Source organism: Psychromonas sp. (assembly GCF_041586535.1).
Taxonomy (GTDB): Bacteria; Pseudomonadota; Gammaproteobacteria; order Enterobacterales; family Psychromonadaceae; genus Psychromonas.
In genome coordinates this window covers 1-19,132 of record NZ_JBFGZY010000074.1, presented here as the reverse complement: position 1 = coordinate 19,132, position 19,132 = coordinate 1, and the positions used below count along the sequence as shown (strand labels likewise).

The 19,132-nt window shown below is 42.9% G+C and carries 18 protein-coding genes; 14 read left to right on the top strand and 4 right to left on the bottom strand.

Features of this window, described 5'->3' with window-relative positions; all coding sequences use genetic code 11:
- Positions 1–142 precede the first annotated feature (142 nt).
- Positions 143–1,489 carry a magnesium transporter gene (locus ABZA00_RS09760; RefSeq protein WP_372881975.1) on the bottom strand — a complete coding sequence of 449 codons (1,347 nt, stop codon included), beginning with the start codon at positions 1,487–1,489 and terminating at the stop codon, positions 143–145.
- Positions 1,490–1,821: 332 nt separating this feature from the next.
- Here ABZA00_RS09760 and ABZA00_RS09755 point away from each other — a divergent pair, with 332 nt between their 5' ends.
- The 4 genes from ABZA00_RS09755 (at position 1,822) to ABZA00_RS09740 (ending at position 5,661) form a co-directional block, all read left to right on the top strand.
- Entirely contained in the window at positions 1,822–2,067 is a 246-nt protein-coding gene (locus tag ABZA00_RS09755) for a hypothetical protein (protein ID WP_372881974.1), read from the top strand.
- 856 nt (positions 2,068–2,923) lie between these two features.
- On the top strand, positions 2,924–3,097 hold the full coding sequence (locus ABZA00_RS09750; RefSeq protein WP_372881973.1) for a hypothetical protein: 174 nt from the start codon (positions 2,924–2,926) through the stop codon (positions 3,095–3,097).
- A gap of 213 nt (positions 3,098–3,310) precedes the next feature.
- On the top strand, positions 3,311–4,414 hold the full coding sequence (gene proB / locus ABZA00_RS09745) for a glutamate 5-kinase (RefSeq protein WP_372881972.1): 1,104 nt from the start codon (positions 3,311–3,313) through the stop codon (positions 4,412–4,414).
- The gene (locus tag ABZA00_RS09740; protein ID WP_372881971.1) at positions 4,414–5,661 is read left to right on the top strand and encodes a glutamate-5-semialdehyde dehydrogenase; all 1,248 of its coding nucleotides are present in this window, start codon (positions 4,414–4,416) and stop codon (positions 5,659–5,661) included. The genes proB and ABZA00_RS09740 overlap by 1 nt, the downstream gene beginning before the upstream one ends.
- Positions 5,662–5,814: 153 nt before the next feature.
- Here ABZA00_RS09740 and ABZA00_RS09735 read toward each other — a convergent pair whose 3' ends face one another.
- Both ABZA00_RS09735 and ettA read right to left on the bottom strand, forming a co-directional pair.
- The gene (locus ABZA00_RS09735) at positions 5,815–6,066 is read right to left on the bottom strand and encodes a hypothetical protein (RefSeq protein WP_372881970.1); all 252 of its coding nucleotides are present in this window, start codon (positions 6,064–6,066) and stop codon (positions 5,815–5,817) included.
- Positions 6,067–6,235: 169 nt separating this feature from the next.
- Positions 6,236–7,900: an energy-dependent translational throttle protein EttA gene (gene ettA, locus ABZA00_RS09730; RefSeq protein ID WP_372881969.1), complete on the bottom strand. Its 1,665-nt coding sequence runs from the start codon at positions 7,898–7,900 to the stop codon at positions 6,236–6,238.
- 247 nt (positions 7,901–8,147) lie between these two features.
- Here ettA and glyA point away from each other — a divergent pair, with 247 nt between their 5' ends.
- The 9 genes from glyA to ABZA00_RS09685 all read left to right on the top strand — a co-directional run bounded on the left by glyA (position 8,148) and on the right by ABZA00_RS09685 (position 15,812).
- Positions 8,148–9,413 carry a serine hydroxymethyltransferase gene (gene glyA / locus ABZA00_RS09725; protein WP_372881968.1) on the top strand — a complete coding sequence of 422 codons (1,266 nt, stop codon included), beginning with the start codon at positions 8,148–8,150 and terminating at the stop codon, positions 9,411–9,413.
- Positions 9,414–9,617: 204 nt separating this feature from the next.
- A complete protein-coding gene (gene nrdR / locus ABZA00_RS09720; protein ID WP_372881967.1) occupies positions 9,618–10,067 on the top strand; it encodes a transcriptional regulator NrdR in 450 nt (149 codons plus the stop codon).
- A 32-nt stretch (positions 10,068–10,099) separates the two neighbouring features.
- Positions 10,100–11,251, top strand: coding sequence for a bifunctional diaminohydroxyphosphoribosylaminopyrimidine deaminase/5-amino-6-(5-phosphoribosylamino)uracil reductase RibD (gene ribD, locus ABZA00_RS09715; RefSeq protein WP_372881966.1), 1,152 nt, complete (start codon positions 10,100–10,102; stop codon positions 11,249–11,251).
- Between the two features lies 1 nt (position 11,252).
- Entirely contained in the window at positions 11,253–11,921 is a 669-nt protein-coding gene (locus ABZA00_RS09710) for a riboflavin synthase (protein ID WP_372881965.1), read from the top strand.
- 26 nt (positions 11,922–11,947) lie between these two features.
- The gene (gene ribBA / locus ABZA00_RS09705; protein WP_372881964.1) at positions 11,948–13,054 is read left to right on the top strand and encodes a bifunctional 3,4-dihydroxy-2-butanone-4-phosphate synthase/GTP cyclohydrolase II; all 1,107 of its coding nucleotides are present in this window, start codon (positions 11,948–11,950) and stop codon (positions 13,052–13,054) included.
- 80 nt (positions 13,055–13,134) lie between these two features.
- Entirely contained in the window at positions 13,135–13,602 is a 468-nt protein-coding gene (ribE, locus tag ABZA00_RS09700) for a 6,7-dimethyl-8-ribityllumazine synthase (protein ID WP_372881963.1), read from the top strand.
- A gap of 5 nt (positions 13,603–13,607) precedes the next feature.
- A complete protein-coding gene (gene nusB, locus ABZA00_RS09695; RefSeq protein ID WP_372881976.1) occupies positions 13,608–14,039 on the top strand; it encodes a transcription antitermination factor NusB in 432 nt (143 codons plus the stop codon).
- A gap of 90 nt (positions 14,040–14,129) precedes the next feature.
- Complete coding sequence (locus tag ABZA00_RS09690) at positions 14,130–14,852, top strand: DUF445 domain-containing protein (RefSeq protein ID WP_372881962.1); 723 nt, start codon at positions 14,130–14,132, stop codon at positions 14,850–14,852.
- A 72-nt stretch (positions 14,853–14,924) separates the two neighbouring features.
- Complete coding sequence (locus tag ABZA00_RS09685) at positions 14,925–15,812, top strand: DMT family transporter (RefSeq protein ID WP_372881961.1); 888 nt, start codon at positions 14,925–14,927, stop codon at positions 15,810–15,812.
- Here the strand turns inward: ABZA00_RS09685 and msrA are convergent.
- Positions 15,809–16,357, bottom strand: a complete 549-nt coding sequence (gene msrA / locus ABZA00_RS09680) for a peptide-methionine (S)-S-oxide reductase MsrA (RefSeq protein WP_372881960.1) — start codon at positions 16,355–16,357, stop codon at positions 15,809–15,811. The two genes, ABZA00_RS09685 and msrA, sit on opposite strands and share 4 nt — an antisense overlap.
- Before the next feature lie 406 nt (positions 16,358–16,763).
- Here msrA and ABZA00_RS09675 point away from each other — a divergent pair.
- Positions 16,764–19,132 (top strand): Ig-like domain-containing protein (locus ABZA00_RS09675; protein WP_372881959.1); only part of this gene is annotated, 2,369 nt, incomplete at its 3' end.

Sequence of the window (19,132 nt, the reverse complement as noted above, 5' to 3'; positions counted from 1 at the left end):
CTTTGTGGCCAGCTAAAGCTGTTCAAAATCGTTCCATACGATTTTGTGCAATTAGAACAACTAGTTACTGCAATCAATGCCTTGCTTTCATCCATTTTTCCTACGCCTAAATAGATCATCTAATTAACGGAATTGGTATAATTTAAGTTAATAACAAAGCCCCTAACCCTAAGAAGGTAATAAAGCCGAAAATATCTGTTACTGTTGTCAATATAACCGAGCCTGAGAGTGCGGGATCGATGTTTAGTTTAGTCAATAACCAGGGTACCCATACACCAGACAGAGAAGCAATTACAATATTACCCAGTATAGAAATATAAATAGCTAGCGATAGCAACGGATTTGAAAACCACAGATAGGTGATGCTCGCTATTACCGTGGCCCAAAGTATGCCATTGATAACACCTACTTTCAGTTCCTTAAATACAATCGCTTTTTTATTGGAATCTGTAATTTGTCCCAATGCGAGTCCGCGGATAATAAGGGTAAGAGTTTGACTGCCTGATATTCCCCCCATAGAGGCAACGACCGGCATCAGTACGGCAAGCGCAACGACTTGTTGTAGTGTGCCTTCAAATAGCCCTATAAACCAGGACGCTAAAAAGGCAGTAATCAGGTTAATACCCAACCAGATGGCACGGTTCTTACTACTGCTCCACACATTAGCAAAAAGATCTTCTTCTTCCACCAAACCAGCTGATTGGAATAATTGGCTATCTTTCTCTTGTTCACTTATTCTGCAGGCTTGTTGTAAATCTAAGCGACCCGTTAAACAGCCTTTTGTATCGACGACGGGCAGTGCTGCTTTCCCTGATGCGATAACTTTTTCTACGGCAGAATAAATATTTTCTGTTGACAGCAATACTTCGATATCACTCTCTGCAATAGAGGAGATAGGGGTGTCATTTTCAATGGTGATGATTTGTGAAATTGCTACTTCGCCAATTAGGGTGGCGTCATTGTTAGTGACATAAAAAACTTCCGAAAGAGGGGGTAAAACATTGGAAAGAATTTTTTTCACACCAGAAGTTTTTAAACGCTCTGGTATTTGTATGTAATCAAAACTTTGCCAATGGCCGACTTCTTCAAATGCAAATTCCTGTGCTTTTTTGAATAATGCTCTCTGTTTAGCCGTCATGCGGGAGACCGCGTAATCAACGAAACGGTCGCTCAGATCTTCAGACAGATCTAATAATTCATCGGCATCAAGTTTTTCAAATAGAGGGAAACATTCTTCATCTTCACTGGCATTTAAAATTATCTGCCGTGATTCGATGCGCATTTCAATAAAAACTTGCTGCTGTGTTTCCTGGCTCAATAATTGCCATATTAATTTTCTGACCGGGATGGGAAATGCTTCTAGTAAGAGTGCTATTTGCTCATAAGATAAGGTCTCTTCTAACTCGATTACAGCATCAGCTAGGGCAGCTTGATTTTCAATATTATCATTTAATAATTCAATGAAAAAAGGCAGCTTTTCAAAAGACATAAGGTCAATCCTTGTGGGTGGTAAACTGATTTCAAAGCAAAAAATTATTAAGAGATTATTTTTTAATCAGTCGGGAGAAGTTAATTTAACAAGTTTAACGGATCAGCAACAAAGATTATAGATGAGTAAGGCATCTGCACATGCTGTTCGCTGTTTTTCTGACAGTTCAGTTATTATTTGCGACTTGATAGGTGTATAGCTTAATCACACAAAAATTTATTTAAGAGGATGGTGTAACAAAATAAATTAATCAACAAAGGCAAAATTTTTTGCTTTTTTTTTGTGAAAAAATGCATGATTATGCAGCAAATTCCGCCCGATAGAGACTTTAAATGAATAGCAGCAATAGAGTACCTGAATCAGATCTTGACCTGGAAACGGATCAGGAAGATGAAACCAATAGTTATTTTAATGAGTTAGATGATCTGGAATTGGAAAGTCATAATCAGGAATCGAATGCTCAAAAAATCCGCTCTAAAAATAAAAATAAACGCATCATTAAGGGCAAGATAGAGATGCAGCTTGAAAAAATCAGGCAAAAAAGAGAGCTGGAATATTTATATGATGATTATATTTAACGTTTAAAAACAGACTGTCCGGAGATAACATTTCGGACAGAGTTGTACACTAATTTTTTGAATGGGTGGGCTATAACCTAAGTTTATGGATAGCATGTAACCTGCAACTAAATTACTTTTAAAGTACCCTTTTAAGGACACCTTGAAGGGCAGACATAGAGCCATTTACCACCTTGTTCTCTGCCTAACTATGCTTAATCTGCATGACCATTTTTGTCACTCCCATAGCAGTACAACCTAACTCTCAATTTTAACTCCAGCTTTGTTTGTTCTGCTGCGATTGTCACTCATCAACACAGCCTAGATTTATCAAATTCACGCACAAATCAAGCGTACATTCAGTTTGTCTTCTAATTAATCGATAAAATAATATCTGTTCACCAATAAAGTTGTGTTGTGTTCTAAATAATTGGGCGGGGCTGTTAATGAGCTTGATCCAGCTAAGTTTTCAGATGGCTATGCATATCCCTGAGCGTGGCAAAAGACGCCTGGCTAGTTGTGAAAAACATGCTGTGATTTTATGCTGTGAAGATTTATTTATTTGCTTCTGTTATTATTTTTCTTTTAAATCATTTGGTTGCGATTTATTCTTGGGGTGGTGGTCACATCAGGTGATCCTTTTTACCCGGTATGTAAGCAGCGCTCAGCAATGGATAGATTACGTAGAATTGCTCCTTTGTAAAGCTACCTTTCATACCCGAAAACATAATCAGTATACTTTTTCCTCGGTAACACATTGAAATAAAGTTATTAAAATTTGATTTTTGTATGCGTATTGAGCATAATACCGTTCGTTCACTAATCAATTTAGTTGGAAGTATTGGTGGAACTTTTTAAATTCAATAACGGAGACACAATGAAAACGCTTATAGCGACCGGTAATAAACTGGTAAAACCGACCAAGACAATGATCAAAAATATGCCTCAGTTTCTCAGCTTCTGGTTGATCGCCTCAGTTTCCTTATTCATTTCAGCTGGCTGCGATATCAACGCAGCAGTTACAAACATTATCAAACCTACCAGCCATTAATTTTAGCAATATAAGTTTAAGGCCTTAGCGGGTTGTTGCAGCGCCAAGCTGGATATAAGCATATCTGCTGGTTACGCTTAATCACTGGCTAAACTATTTGCTTAGTTGTCTTTTTGGCCAGAAAGCAAGCACTTAGAAACTTGACTATTTTGAAAAAAATTTTAAAAAACAATGACGCTTTGAGAGATCAACATTACATTATCGGTATTAAATATGAATAAACATAATTGGAAACGCGTAGTCATTAAAGTAGGCAGCGCACTTATAGCACCACACCAGAACGGCTGCAGTAGCCATTATTTGTTAAGTATTGCGCAATTTATCGTGCGCTGCCGGGCAAATGGTGTGCAGGTCGTACTGGTCTCCTCCGGCTCTGTTGCCGCTGGAGCAAATCTCTTCCCGGAATCGCAGGATAAGAGCATTGCGATGAAAAAGGCGATGGCTGCGGCAGGGCAAACCGAAATGATTGCTACCTGGGATAAGTTATTTGATTTCTCTACGGCACAAATCCTGCTTACTCATGGCGATCTGCGCGACCGCGAACGTTATGTCAGCATTAAAGAAACTATCTTTACCTTATTAGAAAATGGTCTGTTACCCATCATTAATGAAAATGATACTGTGACGACGGATAGTTTAAGAGTTGGGGATAATGATAATTTGTCAGCGATGGTTGCAGCCGCAGCTGATGCGGATGCATTGATTATCTGCTCAGATATAGACGGCTTATACAATAAAAACCCCAATGAACATGATGATGCGGTTCTTTTACCCCAAGTTACCAGTATTGACAGTAAAATTTATGCCATGGGTGGCGGTGCAACAAGCGCTGTCGGAACTGGTGGTATGAAAACCAAAATCGAAGCGGCTGAAAAGGCGACTTCTAACGGTATCAATACCTTTATCGTTAACGGTTTTAAAGCCTCTTCATTTAATGACTTGCTGGAGGGGAAAAATCCGGGAACACATTTTGTGCCTTATGCAAAACCTATGAAAGAGCATCTTCACTGGATGACACATACTTCAAAAGAGCAGGGCGAACTGGTGGTTGAAAATGATTTTGATACCTCTCTGGCGCTGGAAAGTGCACAATTTACCAGCGATGAAATTATGGAAGTTAACGGCGATTTTTCTGCAGGTGATACCATCTTAGTGCGAAAAGATGACGGCACCCGTCTGGCCAAGGCTGAATCCAATTACAGCAGCTGTTTATTGAATTTTATTGCCGAGCAGGGTGATAGCAAGTTTGCTGACGAATTTCAAAGTAAAACCGGACCGATCATATCAGATAAAAATATCGCAGTATTGGAGAAATAATGAGCATCATTACCGAATTATCAAGCAAGGCAGCACAAGCAGCACAAATTTTAGCAGTACTCGATGAGAGCAGTAAAAATAAGGTCCTTCAGGAGATGGCTGATGCTCTCCGAGCTCGAACTCAGGATATATTGACCGCTAATGAGCTGGATCTCGAGCAGGCGCGTAAAAGCAAACTGGGTGACGCGATGCTGGATAGATTAACCCTGAATAAAGAGCGTATCGAAAGCATGGCAGAGGGAATTGAAACTATTGTTTCACTACCTGATCCGGTTGGTCTTAAGCGCATTATTGGCGAACGTCCTAACGGCTTGAAAATCAGTAAAATGCGCATTCCTCTCGGTGTCGTATGTATGATTTTTGAAGCGCGACCAAACGTTACCGCAGATGCCGGTGCGTTATGTTTTAAATCAGGTAACGCAGTCATATTGCGTGGTGGTAAAGAGGCCTTAGGCACCAGTAAAGTGATTGCAGCAGTGCTGCAGGAAGTATTGCTGAAACACAACCTGCCGGCTGAACTGATTACTGTAGTTCCCGATCCGGATCGTGAGTTAATGATGGAGCTGATGCAGCAGCGTGAGTATATAGACGTTATTATTCCTCGCGGTGGCGAAGGCTTAATCAACTATGTGACGGATAACAGTAAGATTCCGGTTATCCAGCATTTTAAAGGGGTGTGCCACTTATATATCGACAAAGATGCTGATTTTGAAACCGCGCTGAATCTGCTATTGAATGGTAAGACGCAACGTACCGGTGTATGTAATGCCATTGAATGTTTGCTGGTACATAAAGATATTGCCGATGACTTCCTTCCTCTGGCCGCGGCCGCCCTGGAGAATGAAAAGGTTAAAATCAATGTGTGTGAAAATGGCGCCGGCTTTTTTGAGCAGGCGACCATTCTTGCAGAGCAGGATTTCGGGCAGGAGTATCTGGATCTGGAAATTGCGGTACGTTTGGTGGATGATATGGATGGCGCTATGGCGCATATTCGACGCTTTGGCAGTTATCATACTGAAGTTATCTGCACTAAAAACGAGCTTAATGCCAGACGCTTCCAGCGCAGTGTAGATTCATCTGTAGTGATGGTAAATGCCTCTTCACGTTTCTCCGATGGCAGTCAACTGGGGCTAGGTGCGGAAATAGGTATTGCAACCACTAAACTGCATGCTTATGGACCGATGGGATTGGAGTCGCTGACCACGGAAAAGTATCTGGTCAACGGCACGGGACAGATTCGAGCTTAAGCAAATCAGAAAGCCTGCGCAGTTTTTTGTGAAAGTCTGCGCGGCTTCAGTAAATTGGTGCCACCGTCCGCAGTCTGCTGAGACGGTCGGAAAAAATAAAAAAATCCCATGTCCTCCACGGCATGGGATTTTTATGGTTTTATACACAAACGGTTAGAGTGACAGTTTTGCAAAAGTCGCATCAAAATCCTTCGCTGCCGCAGGGGTAAACTCAAAGTTAGCACGGATATATTTCAACGTAGCCTTCTCAATATCTGTTACACCTTTACCATCATTTGCAGAAGCGAACAGATCCGCCACTTCATCCTTAGATAGTTTGCCTTCACCTTTTCCTGTGGTATGTTTTTTGGCAAGTTCCAACAGCTCTTTTTCGTACTTTACTCCATCAATGCTTACGTATGCCATGTTGACTCCCGGGTATAGTTAATTTTATCTACTAAGACAGATTCACTGGGTGAATAGATCTTGTTTCGTAATTAAACTTTAGTGGCAGTTAAACAGTTTGTCACCTTTGTGTGGATAAAAAAAGCCCCCGTTAACGGAGGCTTAGCTGCAAAGCAGATTCGTTTTTACTTTATTGAATACGTTTGTATTTAATACGGTGCGGTTCAATGGCTGCTGCACCGTAGGTTTTTTTCATCCACTCCTCGTAATCGCTAAAGTTGCCTTCGTAGAAATTCACTTTACCTTCATCGCGGTAGTCAATGATATGCGTTGCAATTCTGTCTAAGAACCAGCGATCATGGGAAATAACCATCACACAACCGGCAAAGCTAAGTAAAGCATTTTCCAGCGCACGCAGTGTTTCGATATCCAGATCATTGGTCGGCTCATCGAGTAATAATACGTTACCACCTGACTGCAGCAGTTTAGCAAGATGTAAACGGCCGCGTTCACCACCTGATAAATGGCCGACTATTTTCTGCTGATCGGCACCTTTAAAGTTAAAACGCCCGAGATAAGCACGGCTTGGAATTTCAATATTACCGATTTTAATAATATCGCTACCCCCAGAAACCTCCTGAAAAACACTGATCTGATCATCCATATGATCACGGAACTGATCTACGCTGGCCAGCTGTACCGTTTGACCGATCATGATTTCACCCGAGTCCGGTTTTTCAGCACCCGATAACATCTTGAATAGAGTTGATTTACCGGCTCCATTGGCACCGATTATGCCGACGATTGCGCCCTTGGGAATACTGAAGCTTAAATCATCGATCAGCACCCGACCATCATAGGATTTACGGAGGTGCTCAACGTCAATTACCTGATCGCCTAAACGCTGCCCGGCTGGAATAAATAATTCATTGGTTTCATTACGCTTCTGGAAGTCCTGGTTATTAAGCTCCTCAAAGCGGGATAAACGCGCCTTGCTTTTTGACTGGCGGCCTTTGGCGTTTGAACGGACCCATTCTAATTCCTGCTCAATTTGACGCTGACGGGCTTTCTCCTGAGACGCTTCCTGCTTTAAACGGGCATCTTTTTGCTCTAACCATGATGAGTAGTTGCCTTCCCATGGAATACCGTAACCGCGGTCTAACTCTAAAATCCAACCGGCAACATTATCCAGGAAATAACGGTCATGGGTAATTGCCACAACGGTGCCTTCGTAGTCATGCAGGAATCGCTCTAACCAGGCAACGGACTCAGCATCCAGGTGGTTGGTCGGCTCATCCAGTAATAACATATCCGGTTTTTCTAATAACAGGCGGCACAGTGCAACCCGGCGGCGCTCCCCTCCAGACAAAACTTTTATTTTTGCATCCCAGGCCGGCAGACGCAGGGCATCTGCGGCGCGCTCCAGCTGGTTGTCTAAATTGTGGCCGTCATGTGCCTGAATAATCGCTTCCAGTTCCCCCTGGCGTTTAGCCAGTGCATCAAAGTCTGCATCGGGCTCTGCATACGCTGCGTAGACAGCATCAAGATCCGTTAAAGCATTTTTAACCTCACTCACCGCTTCCTCAATTATTTCCCGGACATTTTTATCAAGATCTAATACCGGCTCCTGAGGTAAATAACCAATTTTTGTACCGCTTAAAGGACGCGCTTCGCCGGCAAACTCTTTATCTATGCCGGCCATAATACGTAATAAAGTCGATTTACCTGAACCGTTTAAACCTAATACGCCGATTTTTGCGCCGGGGAAAAAACTCAGGGAGATATCTTTTAAAATAGTGCGCTTAGGTGGAACGACCTTGCTCACCTGATGCATTGTGTAGATAAACTGTGCCATTAATAATTGCTCTTATTTAATTAAAGGAAAATTCTTTGAGATGATAGGGGAAACCAGCAGAAAATAAAACACTCTCACGCAGGATAAAAGGGTGGATCACACCTGTATCAGCATTACTATGCATTATTCTCACTTCAAATCATCAAATTATTCATTTTTTTACGCTATGCAACGGGACAAAGATTGCGTAAAATGCGCTACATCAAAAAATAAGGCATTTTAAAACCATACCCAGCAGGAGTTACGCATGTTTAACCGTGATATGAATATCGCAGATTACGATCCAGAATTATGGCAGTCAATCACTGATGAAGTTCAACGTCAAGAAGACCATATTGAACTGATTGCATCAGAAAATTACACTAGCCCACGTGTAATGGAAGCGCAAGGCAGTCAGTTAACCAATAAATATGCAGAAGGTTACCCGGGTAAACGTTATTACGGCGGTTGTGAGTACGTTGATGTTGCTGAATCTTTAGCTATCGAACGTGCGAAATCTTTATTTGGCGCTGATTATGCGAACGTGCAACCTCACTCAGGTTCTCAGGCAAATGCCGCAGTTTACCAGGCACTTTGTGAGCCGGGCGATACGATTTTAGGTATGAGCCTTGCACACGGTGGACATTTAACACATGGTTCACATGTTAGTTTTTCAGGTAAAACCTACAAAGCATTTCAGTACGGTATCAACCCTGAAACAGGTATTTTAGATTACGCTGAGGTTGAACGTTTAGCCGTTGAGCACAAACCAAAAATGATTATTGCAGGTTTCTCTGCATACTCAGGTATTGTTGACTGGGCTAAATTCCGTGAAATCGCAGACAAAGTAGGCGCTTACCTGTTTGTTGATATGGCACACGTAGCAGGTCTAGTGGCAGCGGGTCTTTACCCTAACCCGGTACCAGTTGCAGATGTTGTGACGACGACAACACATAAAACATTAGGCGGCCCACGTGGTGGTCTTATTCTGGCTAAAGCCAATGAAGAGATTGAGAAAAAATTAAACTCAGCGGTTTTCCCTGGTGGCCAGGGTGGTCCGTTGATGCACGTTATTGCAGCTAAAGCAGTTGCATTTAAAGAGTGTGCTGAGCCGGAATTTGCTGTTTACCAACAAGCTGTTTTAGACAACGCTAAAGCAATGGTGAAAGTATTCCAGGAGCGCGGTTACAAAATCGTTTCCGGCGGAACTGATAACCATTTATTCTTAGTGGATCTGATCGCCCAGGAAATTACTGGTAAAGAAGCGGATGCGGCGTTAGGTAATGCACATATTACCGTTAACAAAAACTCCGTACCAAACGATCCGCGTTCTCCTTTTGTAACATCGGGTCTGCGTATCGGTACACCAGCACTGACACGTCGTGGTGTTAATGCGCAACAAGCAGGTGAACTTGCGCAATGGATGTGTGATATTCTCGATGCAATCAAAGATGAAGCTAAACTAGCTGCAACCATTGAAGCAGTAAAAGTGAAAGTTGCTGCGCTTTGTAAAGCGTGCCCGGTTTACGGTTAATCCGTTGACTTGTTAAGAAAAAGCTACGCATTGCGTAGCTTTTTTTTTACCTTTTTAAAAACTTAAAGCAAATGGCTATTAAAAATCGAGTTTAAAAAGGTTAATATCTCTACTTGTTTTAAAATTCATGGTAAGTTTCTAACATTTCCAATCATTCAGATTAGCTTTTTGTATTGTTTTTAACGGCAATAATAGTGAGATTAAATGTACTGTCCTTTTTGTAATGCACAAGATACTAAAGTTATCGACTCTCGACTTGTTTCCGACGGTGCTCAGGTTCGCCGTCGGCGCTGTTGCAACGAATGTAATGAACGTTTTACTACTTATGAAGTTGCCGAACTGCTGATGCCGCGTTTAATCAAATCCGATGGCCGCCGCGAACCTTTTAATGAAGAAAAACTGCTGGTGGGAATAAATCGCGCCTTGGAAAAAAGGCCTGTCAGCATTGAGGCGATAGATGCTGCTGTTAACAAACTAAAATCAACCTTACGCGCCACCGGTGAACGCGAAGTTACCTCGAAAATGGTCGGCGAACTGGTGATGGAATTACTTAAAAGTTTAGATAAAATTGCCTATATCCGCTTTGCTTCGGTTTACCGATCCTTTAAAGATGTGAAAGAGTTTGGTGAAGAGATCGCCAGGCTGGAAGACTGATTATTAAACTGGTATTTTAAAGTGGAATATAAATGAACACACCTCTCTTTTCTGATCGCGACACACATTATATGGCGCGTGCGATCACCCTGGCTAAAAAAGGGCGCTTCACCAGCTCCCCTAATCCTAATGTTGGTTGTGTTATCGTCGCCGACAGCGTTATTGTTGGTGAAGGCTTTCATCAAAAAGCCGGCTTAGGACATGCAGAAGTGAATGCACTGGCTGTCGCCAAAGAAAAAGCTGCAAATGCAACCTGTTATGTGACCTTGGAGCCATGCTCCCATTTTGGACGCACGCCACCTTGTGCAATGGCACTCATTAAAGCGGGAGTGAAACGTGTCGTGGTCGCCATGGTTGATCCTAATCCTAAAGTGGCAGGTCGCGGCATTAAAATACTAGAAGAGGCTGGGATACAAGTTGATGTTGGCCTGTTAGAAAAACAAGCTGAAGCCTTAAACTCTGGTTTTATTAAACGTATGCAGGTTAAGCTACCCCGCATAACGGTTAAATTAGCCAGCAGTTTAGACGGCAAAACCGCCCTTAAAAACGGTCAAAGCCAATGGATAACCGGCCCTGAAGCTCGTCGTGATGTGCAATACTTTCGCGCATTACACAGTGCTGTTTTGAGCGGAAGCGGCACCGTTATTGCCGATAACCCAAGCTTAAATGTCCGTTATCAGGAACTGAAGGAACACCCTGATTTTGACCTTAACCTGCAGGCCAGTGATATACGCCAGCCAATGCGTATTATTTTAGACTCGCACAATAAACTTACTCTGAAAGAAAAACTGTTTTCACTGGCTGGTCGTATTTTACTAGTTTCACTGGCCCCACGCCATGATTTGCAGGAGAACAAAGATAAAACTATTGCGCATGTTGAACAAATTATCTGCGCGGATGACGGTGATGGGCGAATTAACCTTAAAAACTTGTTAACGCAGTTAAATGACTATGAGATAAATGATCTCTGGGTCGAAGCCGGTGCGACACTGGCTGGCGAATTTTTTAATCAGCAGCTGGTGGATCAATTTATTCTCTATCAAGCGGCAAAATTAATGGGTGATCAGGCAAGAAACTTAGTAAACTTACCAGATTATTCAAAAATGGACGATGTTGTGCAACTAAAGCTGCAAGATGTGGCATTAATTGGCAATGATATACGCATTATAAGTAACCGGGAATAATATGTTTACAGGAATCATAGCGGCGGTGGGTAAAATCACTGCGATCCAACACAATGCGAAAGACATCACTATCAGTGTCGATGCTGGTACACTTGATTTAAGTGATGTAAAACTGGGTGACAGCATCGCAAATAATGGCGTTTGTCTGACCGTGACTAAGTTAACCAAAAATGGCTTCTCAGCAGATCTTTCCCATGAGACACTAAAGCGCAGCGGTTTTGCTCAAATTAAAACCGGTTTTGCGGTTAATTTAGAAAAAGCGATGCAGATGAATGATCGTTTTGGCGGCCATATTGTCAGCGGCCATGTCGATGGTGTTGGCGAAGTGACTGCTGTTACCCCGTTAGGTAATGCGGTTGAATACTGGATCAAAGCCCCCGACGAATTGGCTAAATATATTGCGGAAAAGGGTTCAATTACTGTTGACGGGGTAAGCTTAACGACCAATGAAATCAATGGTTCCGCTTTCAAACTGACTATTATTCCCCACACCATAGAACAAACTACCATGGTGAATTATAAGGTCGGGACGCAGGTTAATTTAGAAGTGGATCTGATTGCGCGTTATTTAGAGCGTTTAATGCTCGGCGATAAAGCATCAGCAAGTAAGGAAAATAATAAATCAACCATGGACATGGAACTGTTGGCTCGAAGTGGTTTCTTAGGCTGAGACATATAAGAATAATAGGAAAAATAATGAAATTAAATACTACCGCTGAAATTATCGAAGATATTCGTTTGGGTAAAATGGTTATTTTGATGGATGATGAAGATCGTGAAAATGAAGGCGATCTGATTATGGCTGCCGATCTGGTTACTCCCGAAGCAATCAATTTTATGGCCACCAATGGTCGCGGTCTGGTCTGTTTAACATTAACAGCAGAACGATGTGCGCAGCTTAAACTACCGTTAATGGTTGATGATAATACTGCCGCATTCTCTACCAATTTCACGGTTTCTATTGAAGCGGCCACCGGCGTCACAACCGGTATTTCCGCTGCCGATCGCGCTGTTACCGTTCAGGCGGCTGTTGCTAAAAATGCACAACCAGCTGATATAGTTATGCCGGGGCATATTTTCCCGCTTAAAGCGCAGGCCGGAGGGGTGTTAACACGTGCCGGTCATACAGAGGCCGGATGCGATTTGGCGCGTTTAGCCGGTCGTGAGCCCGCAGGTGTGATCGTTGAGATTTTAAATGAAGATGGATCTATGGCGCGTCGTGCTGACCTTGAAGTTTTTGCAGAAAAACATAATTTAAAATTAGGCACCGTGGCAGATTTAATTGAATACCGTAATAATAATGAAACCACAATTGAACGCGTCAGCAGTTGTAAACTGCCGACGGAATTTGGTGAATTTGATTTGATTGCTTATCAGGACACAATTGATAAACAAGTGCATTTTGCATTAGTAAAAGGGGAAATTAAAGCAGGGCAAACCACCAATGTACGCGTGCATTTACAAAATACATTTACTGATAACTTTTTTTCCGACCGTTTAGGTGAGCGTACCTGGCCACTTAATAATGCGCTGCAACGTTTGCAGAAAGATGGTGGTGTATTGGTGATGTTAGGGCATCAGGAAACTGCTGAATCACTGATTGATAAAATAAATCAAATAGCCAATGAAGATAGTGGTGAACGGGCGGCAAGTAAACCTAAAGGAGTGAGTCGCCGTGTCGGTGTCGGTTCGCAAATCCTGCGTGACTTAGGGGTGCAAAAAATGTCCCTGTTAAGCTCCGAGAAAAAATATCATTCACTGTCAGGGTTCGGTTTGGAAGTGGTCGATTACATCACTGAATAAGTAGTTTGGATATTTGTAATACAGTTAACAAATAATAAAAATGTGTTAGAATTCACAAAATTTTGCAATAAGGGTAGGAAATGAAAATTATTGAAGGTGGCTTAGCCGCACCGCAGGCGAAAATCGCAATTGTTATCTCTCGTTTTAACAGCTTTATTAACGAGCAGTTATTAGCCGGGGCAATTGATACCCTTAAGCGCACTGGTCAGGTTGCTGAGGAAAATATTACCGTTGTACGTGTGCCCGGTGCTGTTGAACTCCCATTAGCGACTAAACGTGTTGCCGCAGCGAAAAAATTCGATGCAATTATCGCGTTAGGTACGGTGATCCGTGGCGGAACACCACATTTTGAGTTTGTTGCTAATGAATGTAACAAAGGACTGGCTCAAGTTTCTTTAGATTTTGATGTACCTGTTGCATTTGGCGTGTTAACCACAGATTCAATTGAGCAAGCGATTGAACGTGCCGGTACTAAAATGGGTAATAAAGGTAGTGAAGCGGCATTAAGTGCATTAGAGATGGTTAATGTGATGGCGGAACTGGGCTAATGAAAATGAAACCAGCAGAGCGTAGACGCGCCCGCCAATTTGCAGTACAGGCTATTTATCAATGGCAAATCACCAAGCTGAATGTTGGTCAAATTATTGAGCAGTTCAGTATTGATCAGGATTTATCAAAAACAGATGTGCCTTATTTTAAAGAACTATTGACCGGTGTTGTTAATCGTGTTGATTCTTTAGATGAGAAATTATCTCCTTATCTTTCACGCAAAATCGAAGATGTGGATATGGTGGATAAAGCGGTATTACGTTTAGCGATGTTTGAATTAACCTACCGCACTGATATCCCGCATAAAGTCGTATTAAATGAAGCGATTGAATTAGCCAAAGATTTCGCTACCGACGAAAGTTACAAATTTGTTAATGGTGTATTGGACAAAGCACTACGCAGTTTAAAATTGCGGGAAGAAGTACAAGATAAGTAATCCTGTTACTGTTCCAGTTTAAAACAAAAATCCAGTCGCCTCGGCACTGGATTTTTTGTGTCACAAGCAAAATATAAAATAGGAAAACAAATGAATAAGAGTTTACTCACAAATTTAGTCTCTGCTGCAATATTAGGGGTAGGTTTATTACTCGGTGAAACCCAGGTTGCAGCAGTGTTAACCATGATTGGTTTATTTGCACTCTCGGGCGCATTAACGAACTGGCTGGCGGTTTTCATGTTGTTTGAAAAAGTACCTTTTTTGTATGGTTCAGGTGTTGTTCCCGCGCATTTTGAGGAATTCAAAAAAAGTATTCACAGACTAATGATGGAGCAGTTTTTCACCTTCGAAAATGTGGATCGTTTTTTAAGTGATGGTTCATTTTCTGCTGCGAGCATCGACCTTGAACCGGTGATTGAGAAGGTTGATTTAGATCCGACTTATGACGGTTTAGTGGATGTCATTATGGCCTCCGAATTTGGCGGCATGTTAGCGATGTTTGGTGGTAAAGAGGCGTTAATGCCGTTGCGTGAGCCCTTTATCAAGCACATGAAAAAATCAATTATTGATATGAGCAATGATGAGAAATTTATCGCGTTGTTGAAGGATGAAGTTGAGCAGCCGAAAACCATGCATGATATTTTAGATAAGGTTGAACAGATTATTGAGCAGCGTTTAAATGAGCTAACTCCAACCATTGTTAAAGAGATTATCCAAACCATGATCAAACGTCATTTAGGCTGGCTAGTTATCTGGGGTGGTGTTTTTGGCGGTCTGATCGGTCTTATCAGCGCTTTTATTGTTGCCTTATAATCTCCACTTACCTTTCCCGTATTTATGCTGAAGTGTTGGCGTAATGTAATAAAGAAAAAATTGAGGATAAAAATGTTATTAAATCGATCCGGCGGCTTCAAAACATTTTTATTCTCTGTTTTAGCACTGTTTGCTTTTGCTGCCAATTCAGTTTTTGCACGTTTGGCCTTAGGCGCGGGTTATATTGATGGCGCCAACTTCACTATATTACGGTTATTATCAGCGATTGTGATGTTGTTGATTTTAATTGCTATTACCAATAAAAATCGTTCACAAAGCAGGGGGAGCTTTAAATCCGGCTGGTTTCCTGCTGTCATGTTATTTATTTATGCCTGCAGTTTTTCCTTTGCATATGTCTCATTGGATACCGGAACAGGCGCGCTGGTACTCTTTACTGCCGTACAAATTACTATGGTGATAAAAAATCATCTGCAGGGCAACCGTCTGACTGTTATTGAATTGTTGGGATTAATCGTTGCGTTTAGCGGTTTTGTATACCTGATTTTTCCAAGCTTAAGTCAGCCTACATTGCTGGGTTTTATATTAATGACAATATCCGGTATAGCCTGGGCCTTTTATACACTAAAAGGCCAGGCTGCCAGCGACCCATTACTCGCGACTAAGGTAAACTTCTTACGCACGTTACCTTTTATTATTATCTTGTTTATCCTTTATTATTCATCGCTGAGTTATACCTGGCAGGGTGTATTATTGGCCACTATGTCAGGAGCACTGGCATCGGCATTGGGCTATTATTGCTGGTATTTAGCACTGGCAGGACTATCCACTACAGTGGCCTCGGTGATCCAATTGTCAGTACCGATTATTGCCGCACTGGGCGGCATCATATTTATGTCTGAAGCAATCAGCATAGATTTTATCATCGCCTGTACATTGGTCTGCGCGGGTATCTTGCTGGTTATATTCGCGAATTATCAAAGAAGCAAAGTTTCAATTTAACTATCAACACCTGCTTTTAGTGCGTCACGGTATTTTTCTTTAAACTTATTATATTTTGGTTGAATAACCATAGAGCAATAAGCCTGCTCCGGATTTTTAAGAAAGTAGCCCTGATGGTAGTCTTCCGCGGGATAAAATGTTTCTATTTTATCAATAGTTGTTTTAATACTCTCTGAAAATACTTGTTGCTCTACCAGCGTATTAATAAACTCTTCTGCTAATTGCTTTTGCTGCAGATCATGATAATAAATGGCAGAACGATACTGTGTGCCGATATCATTCCCCTGGCGGTTGAGCTGGGTTGCATCATGCAGGCTGAAAAACACAGTTAATAATTCCTGGTAACTGATAACCGCATCATCATAAGTAATCTGTACCGCTTCGGCATGTTCCGTTGTGCCGCTGCAAACTTCCTGATAAGTGGGGGAAACCGTTTTTCCACCTGTGTAACCTGAAACAGCGCTTTTTACACCATTTAAAGAATTAAAAGCAGCCTCAATACACCAAAAACACCCGCCCGCAAAAGTTGCTGTTGAAATTGCCATTATTGTTTTCCTGTTTTTTTTTTGTTATCAAATATTGTTTTATGATCAATTAATGTATTGGAATTAAAACACCTTAGCAAGGCTTATCTTATAAACACCTTTTCAGATAAGATTTTTAATAAATATTTTATGTTTTATTGTGTTAAATCAGCTGTGTCGGTATCTCAATCACTAATTTTGTGCTAGCTGGTTGCATATAAGAAGCAATTTACAGATAATCATTTTCGGCACCCTGTTTTATATTACTTAATTAATACCAGCTTATACATATCAATTAGTTATCGTGGCGGCAATTAATTAAAAGGATTTTATTAATGCTGACACTCATTTCCCCTAAAAAATATCTGCACTCAACTTTTATTAGTACGCAATATTTTGAATTAAATCGTCTTCCGGAGAAGCAATTATGAAAGAAAATCAAGAAAACAATATTGTAGTGGATGCTGATTTAATTCCGGCGGATGTGAATGAAGTTGTACCTGACGATAAAGAGATGGCTGCGGATAATGCTGATGTTGAGCAGGAAAATGTCGAACTAATTGATCCGGAAACATTACAAGAAATTGCTGAAATTCAAGCGGCAATTGAAAACAATGATCAAACCTTTGAACAGCCGGAAACAGCGGCAGGGAATACAAGACACAGCAGCAGTCCCTCTGCGAGCGGATCATCCCGTAATGGCGTTTCAAGTCATGGCGGCAGTTCATCTGCCGTGGTGTTATCCCGGTCCGCTGCGGAAACACTGGCCAGTACCGATTTTGATACTCAGGGGTTTATACCTGTCAGAGAGCAGGAAGATGAATTTGTTGATACCTATATTTTTACAGGCAGCACCCCGGGCGTAAGCTTTGAATCCCCCGGAGATGACGCCGTTTACAATGCCGCAGAAGTCGGCACGGACGGCACCATCACCTCGACTATAAACATACCGGCGGATACCGAGGTGGGCGATACCCTAACCTACAGCGTGGATAACGGCGCAGCGGTAACGGTTATTTTAACCGCAGAAAATATTACTGAGGGTGTTAGCGTGGAAGTGGCACCGGGTGCCACAGTCACGGCGACCATTAGCTATACAGCAGGTAATGTTTCGCCAACTGGTAGTGGTACTGCAGCAGAGGCGGACAGTACTCTGCCTACCTTAGCGATCAGCTCAGATAACACCAGCGACCTAGCGGTGGGTGAAACGGCAGAGATCAGCTTTACCTTCAGTGAAGCGGTTGACGGTTTTGATATCAGTGACATTAGCGTTGCGGGCGGCACCTTAAGCGGCTTGACTACGAGCGATAACATTACCTGGACGGCCACCTTTACCCACACGAGCACGGACACGCCAAGCATTACGGTGACGGACGGCACCTATAGCGATCTGGCCGGCAATGCAGGGACGGGCGATGCATTAGCATTAGTCGCCGATATCACGGCGCCGACACTTGATATTACGACGGATAACAGCAGCGACCTGGCGGTGGGCGAAACGGCAACGATCAGCTTTACCTTCAGTGAAGCAGTGACTGGCTTCAGCGATGGCGACATCGTTGTGAGTGGCGGCACCCTGGGCGCGATCAGCACCACAGACAACATCACCTGGACAGCCACCTTTACCCAGTCGGGTACGGATACGCCGAGCATTACGGTGGCAGATAATAGTTACAGCGATCTGGCAGGCAATAATGGTACGGGTGATGCGTTAGCATTAGTGGCCGATATCATCGCACCGACTTTAACTATCAGCTCAGATAACAGCAGCGACCTGGCGGTGGGTGAAACTGCAGAGATCAGCTTTACCTTCAGTGAAGCAGTGACCGGTTTTGATGCAACAGACATTACGGTTGCGGGCGGTACCTTAAGCGGCTTAACTACCACCGATAATATCACCTGGACAGCGACCTTTACCCAGTCGGGTACGGATACGCCGAGCATTACGGTGGCAGACGGCACCTACAGCGATCTGGCAGGCAATAATGGTACGGGTGATGCATTAGCACTCGTTGCGGATACAAGCGCACCGACATTAACCATCAGCACGGACAACAGCAGCGACTTAGCGGTGGGCGAAACCGCAGAGATCAGCTTTACCTTCAGTGAAGCAGTGACCGGCTTTGATATCAGTGATATTAGCGTTGCGGGCGGCACCTTAAGCGGCTTAACCAGCACCGATAACATTACCTGGACAGCCACCTTTACCCAGTCGGGCACGGACACGCCAAGCATTACGGTGGCGGATAATAGTTACAGCGATCTTGCCGGCAATGCAGGCACGGGTGATACGTTGCCGTTAGTCGCGGACAGCACGGCGCCGGGCGCACCGACGGTCACCATTACAGAAGATACCAACAATGACGGCGCGCTTGTCAATGCTGAGATCTCTGGCAACACAGATATCACCATCGCTTTACCGGCAACAGCGGTTGCAGATGATACTCTGAATGTCACTATCGACGGCACAACGACGCCGGTTATCCTGACTGCGGCAATGATCACAGCGACACAATATGTGACATCAGTAGCAACGCCAGCAGAGGGTGTAACGCTCAATGTATCGGCCAGCATTACAGATCAAGCTGGAAACACCTCAGCATCAGATGCTGATTCAGTGACAAGAGCCGATGAAACGGCTACGGGCGCACCGACGGTTGTGATCAGTGAAGATGGCAATAATGACGGCGAGCTGAGCAACAGCGAAATCAGCGGCGACACGGATATCAGCATCGGCCTGCCAAGTGGTGCGGTTGAGAATGATGTATTGAACGTCACCATTGATGGCGTGACCAG

Coding starts and splice junctions, on each gene's coding strand:
- ABZA00_RS09760 (WP_372881975.1), bottom strand. CDS start 1,489: ATGTCTTTTGAAAAGCTGCCTTTTTTCATTGAATTATTAAATGATAAT.
- ABZA00_RS09755 (WP_372881974.1), top strand. CDS start 1,822: ATGAATAGCAGCAATAGAGTACCTGAATCAGATCTTGACCTGGAAACG.
- ABZA00_RS09750 (WP_372881973.1), top strand. CDS start 2,924: ATGAAAACGCTTATAGCGACCGGTAATAAACTGGTAAAACCGACCAAG.
- proB (WP_372881972.1), top strand. CDS start 3,311: ATGAATAAACATAATTGGAAACGCGTAGTCATTAAAGTAGGCAGCGCA.
- ABZA00_RS09740 (WP_372881971.1), top strand. CDS start 4,414: ATGAGCATCATTACCGAATTATCAAGCAAGGCAGCACAAGCAGCACAA.
- ABZA00_RS09735 (WP_372881970.1), bottom strand. CDS start 6,066: ATGGCATACGTAAGCATTGATGGAGTAAAGTACGAAAAAGAGCTGTTG.
- ettA (WP_372881969.1), bottom strand. CDS start 7,900: ATGGCACAGTTTATCTACACAATGCATCAGGTGAGCAAGGTCGTTCCA.
- glyA (WP_372881968.1), top strand. CDS start 8,148: ATGTTTAACCGTGATATGAATATCGCAGATTACGATCCAGAATTATGG.
- nrdR (WP_372881967.1), top strand. CDS start 9,618: ATGTACTGTCCTTTTTGTAATGCACAAGATACTAAAGTTATCGACTCT.
- ribD (WP_372881966.1), top strand. CDS start 10,100: ATGAACACACCTCTCTTTTCTGATCGCGACACACATTATATGGCGCGT.
- ABZA00_RS09710 (WP_372881965.1), top strand. CDS start 11,253: ATGTTTACAGGAATCATAGCGGCGGTGGGTAAAATCACTGCGATCCAA.
- ribBA (WP_372881964.1), top strand. CDS start 11,948: ATGAAATTAAATACTACCGCTGAAATTATCGAAGATATTCGTTTGGGT.
- ribE (WP_372881963.1), top strand. CDS start 13,135: ATGAAAATTATTGAAGGTGGCTTAGCCGCACCGCAGGCGAAAATCGCA.
- nusB (WP_372881976.1), top strand. CDS start 13,608: ATGAAACCAGCAGAGCGTAGACGCGCCCGCCAATTTGCAGTACAGGCT.
- ABZA00_RS09690 (WP_372881962.1), top strand. CDS start 14,130: ATGAATAAGAGTTTACTCACAAATTTAGTCTCTGCTGCAATATTAGGG.
- ABZA00_RS09685 (WP_372881961.1), top strand. CDS start 14,925: ATGTTATTAAATCGATCCGGCGGCTTCAAAACATTTTTATTCTCTGTT.
- msrA (WP_372881960.1), bottom strand. CDS start 16,357: ATGGCAATTTCAACAGCAACTTTTGCGGGCGGGTGTTTTTGGTGTATT.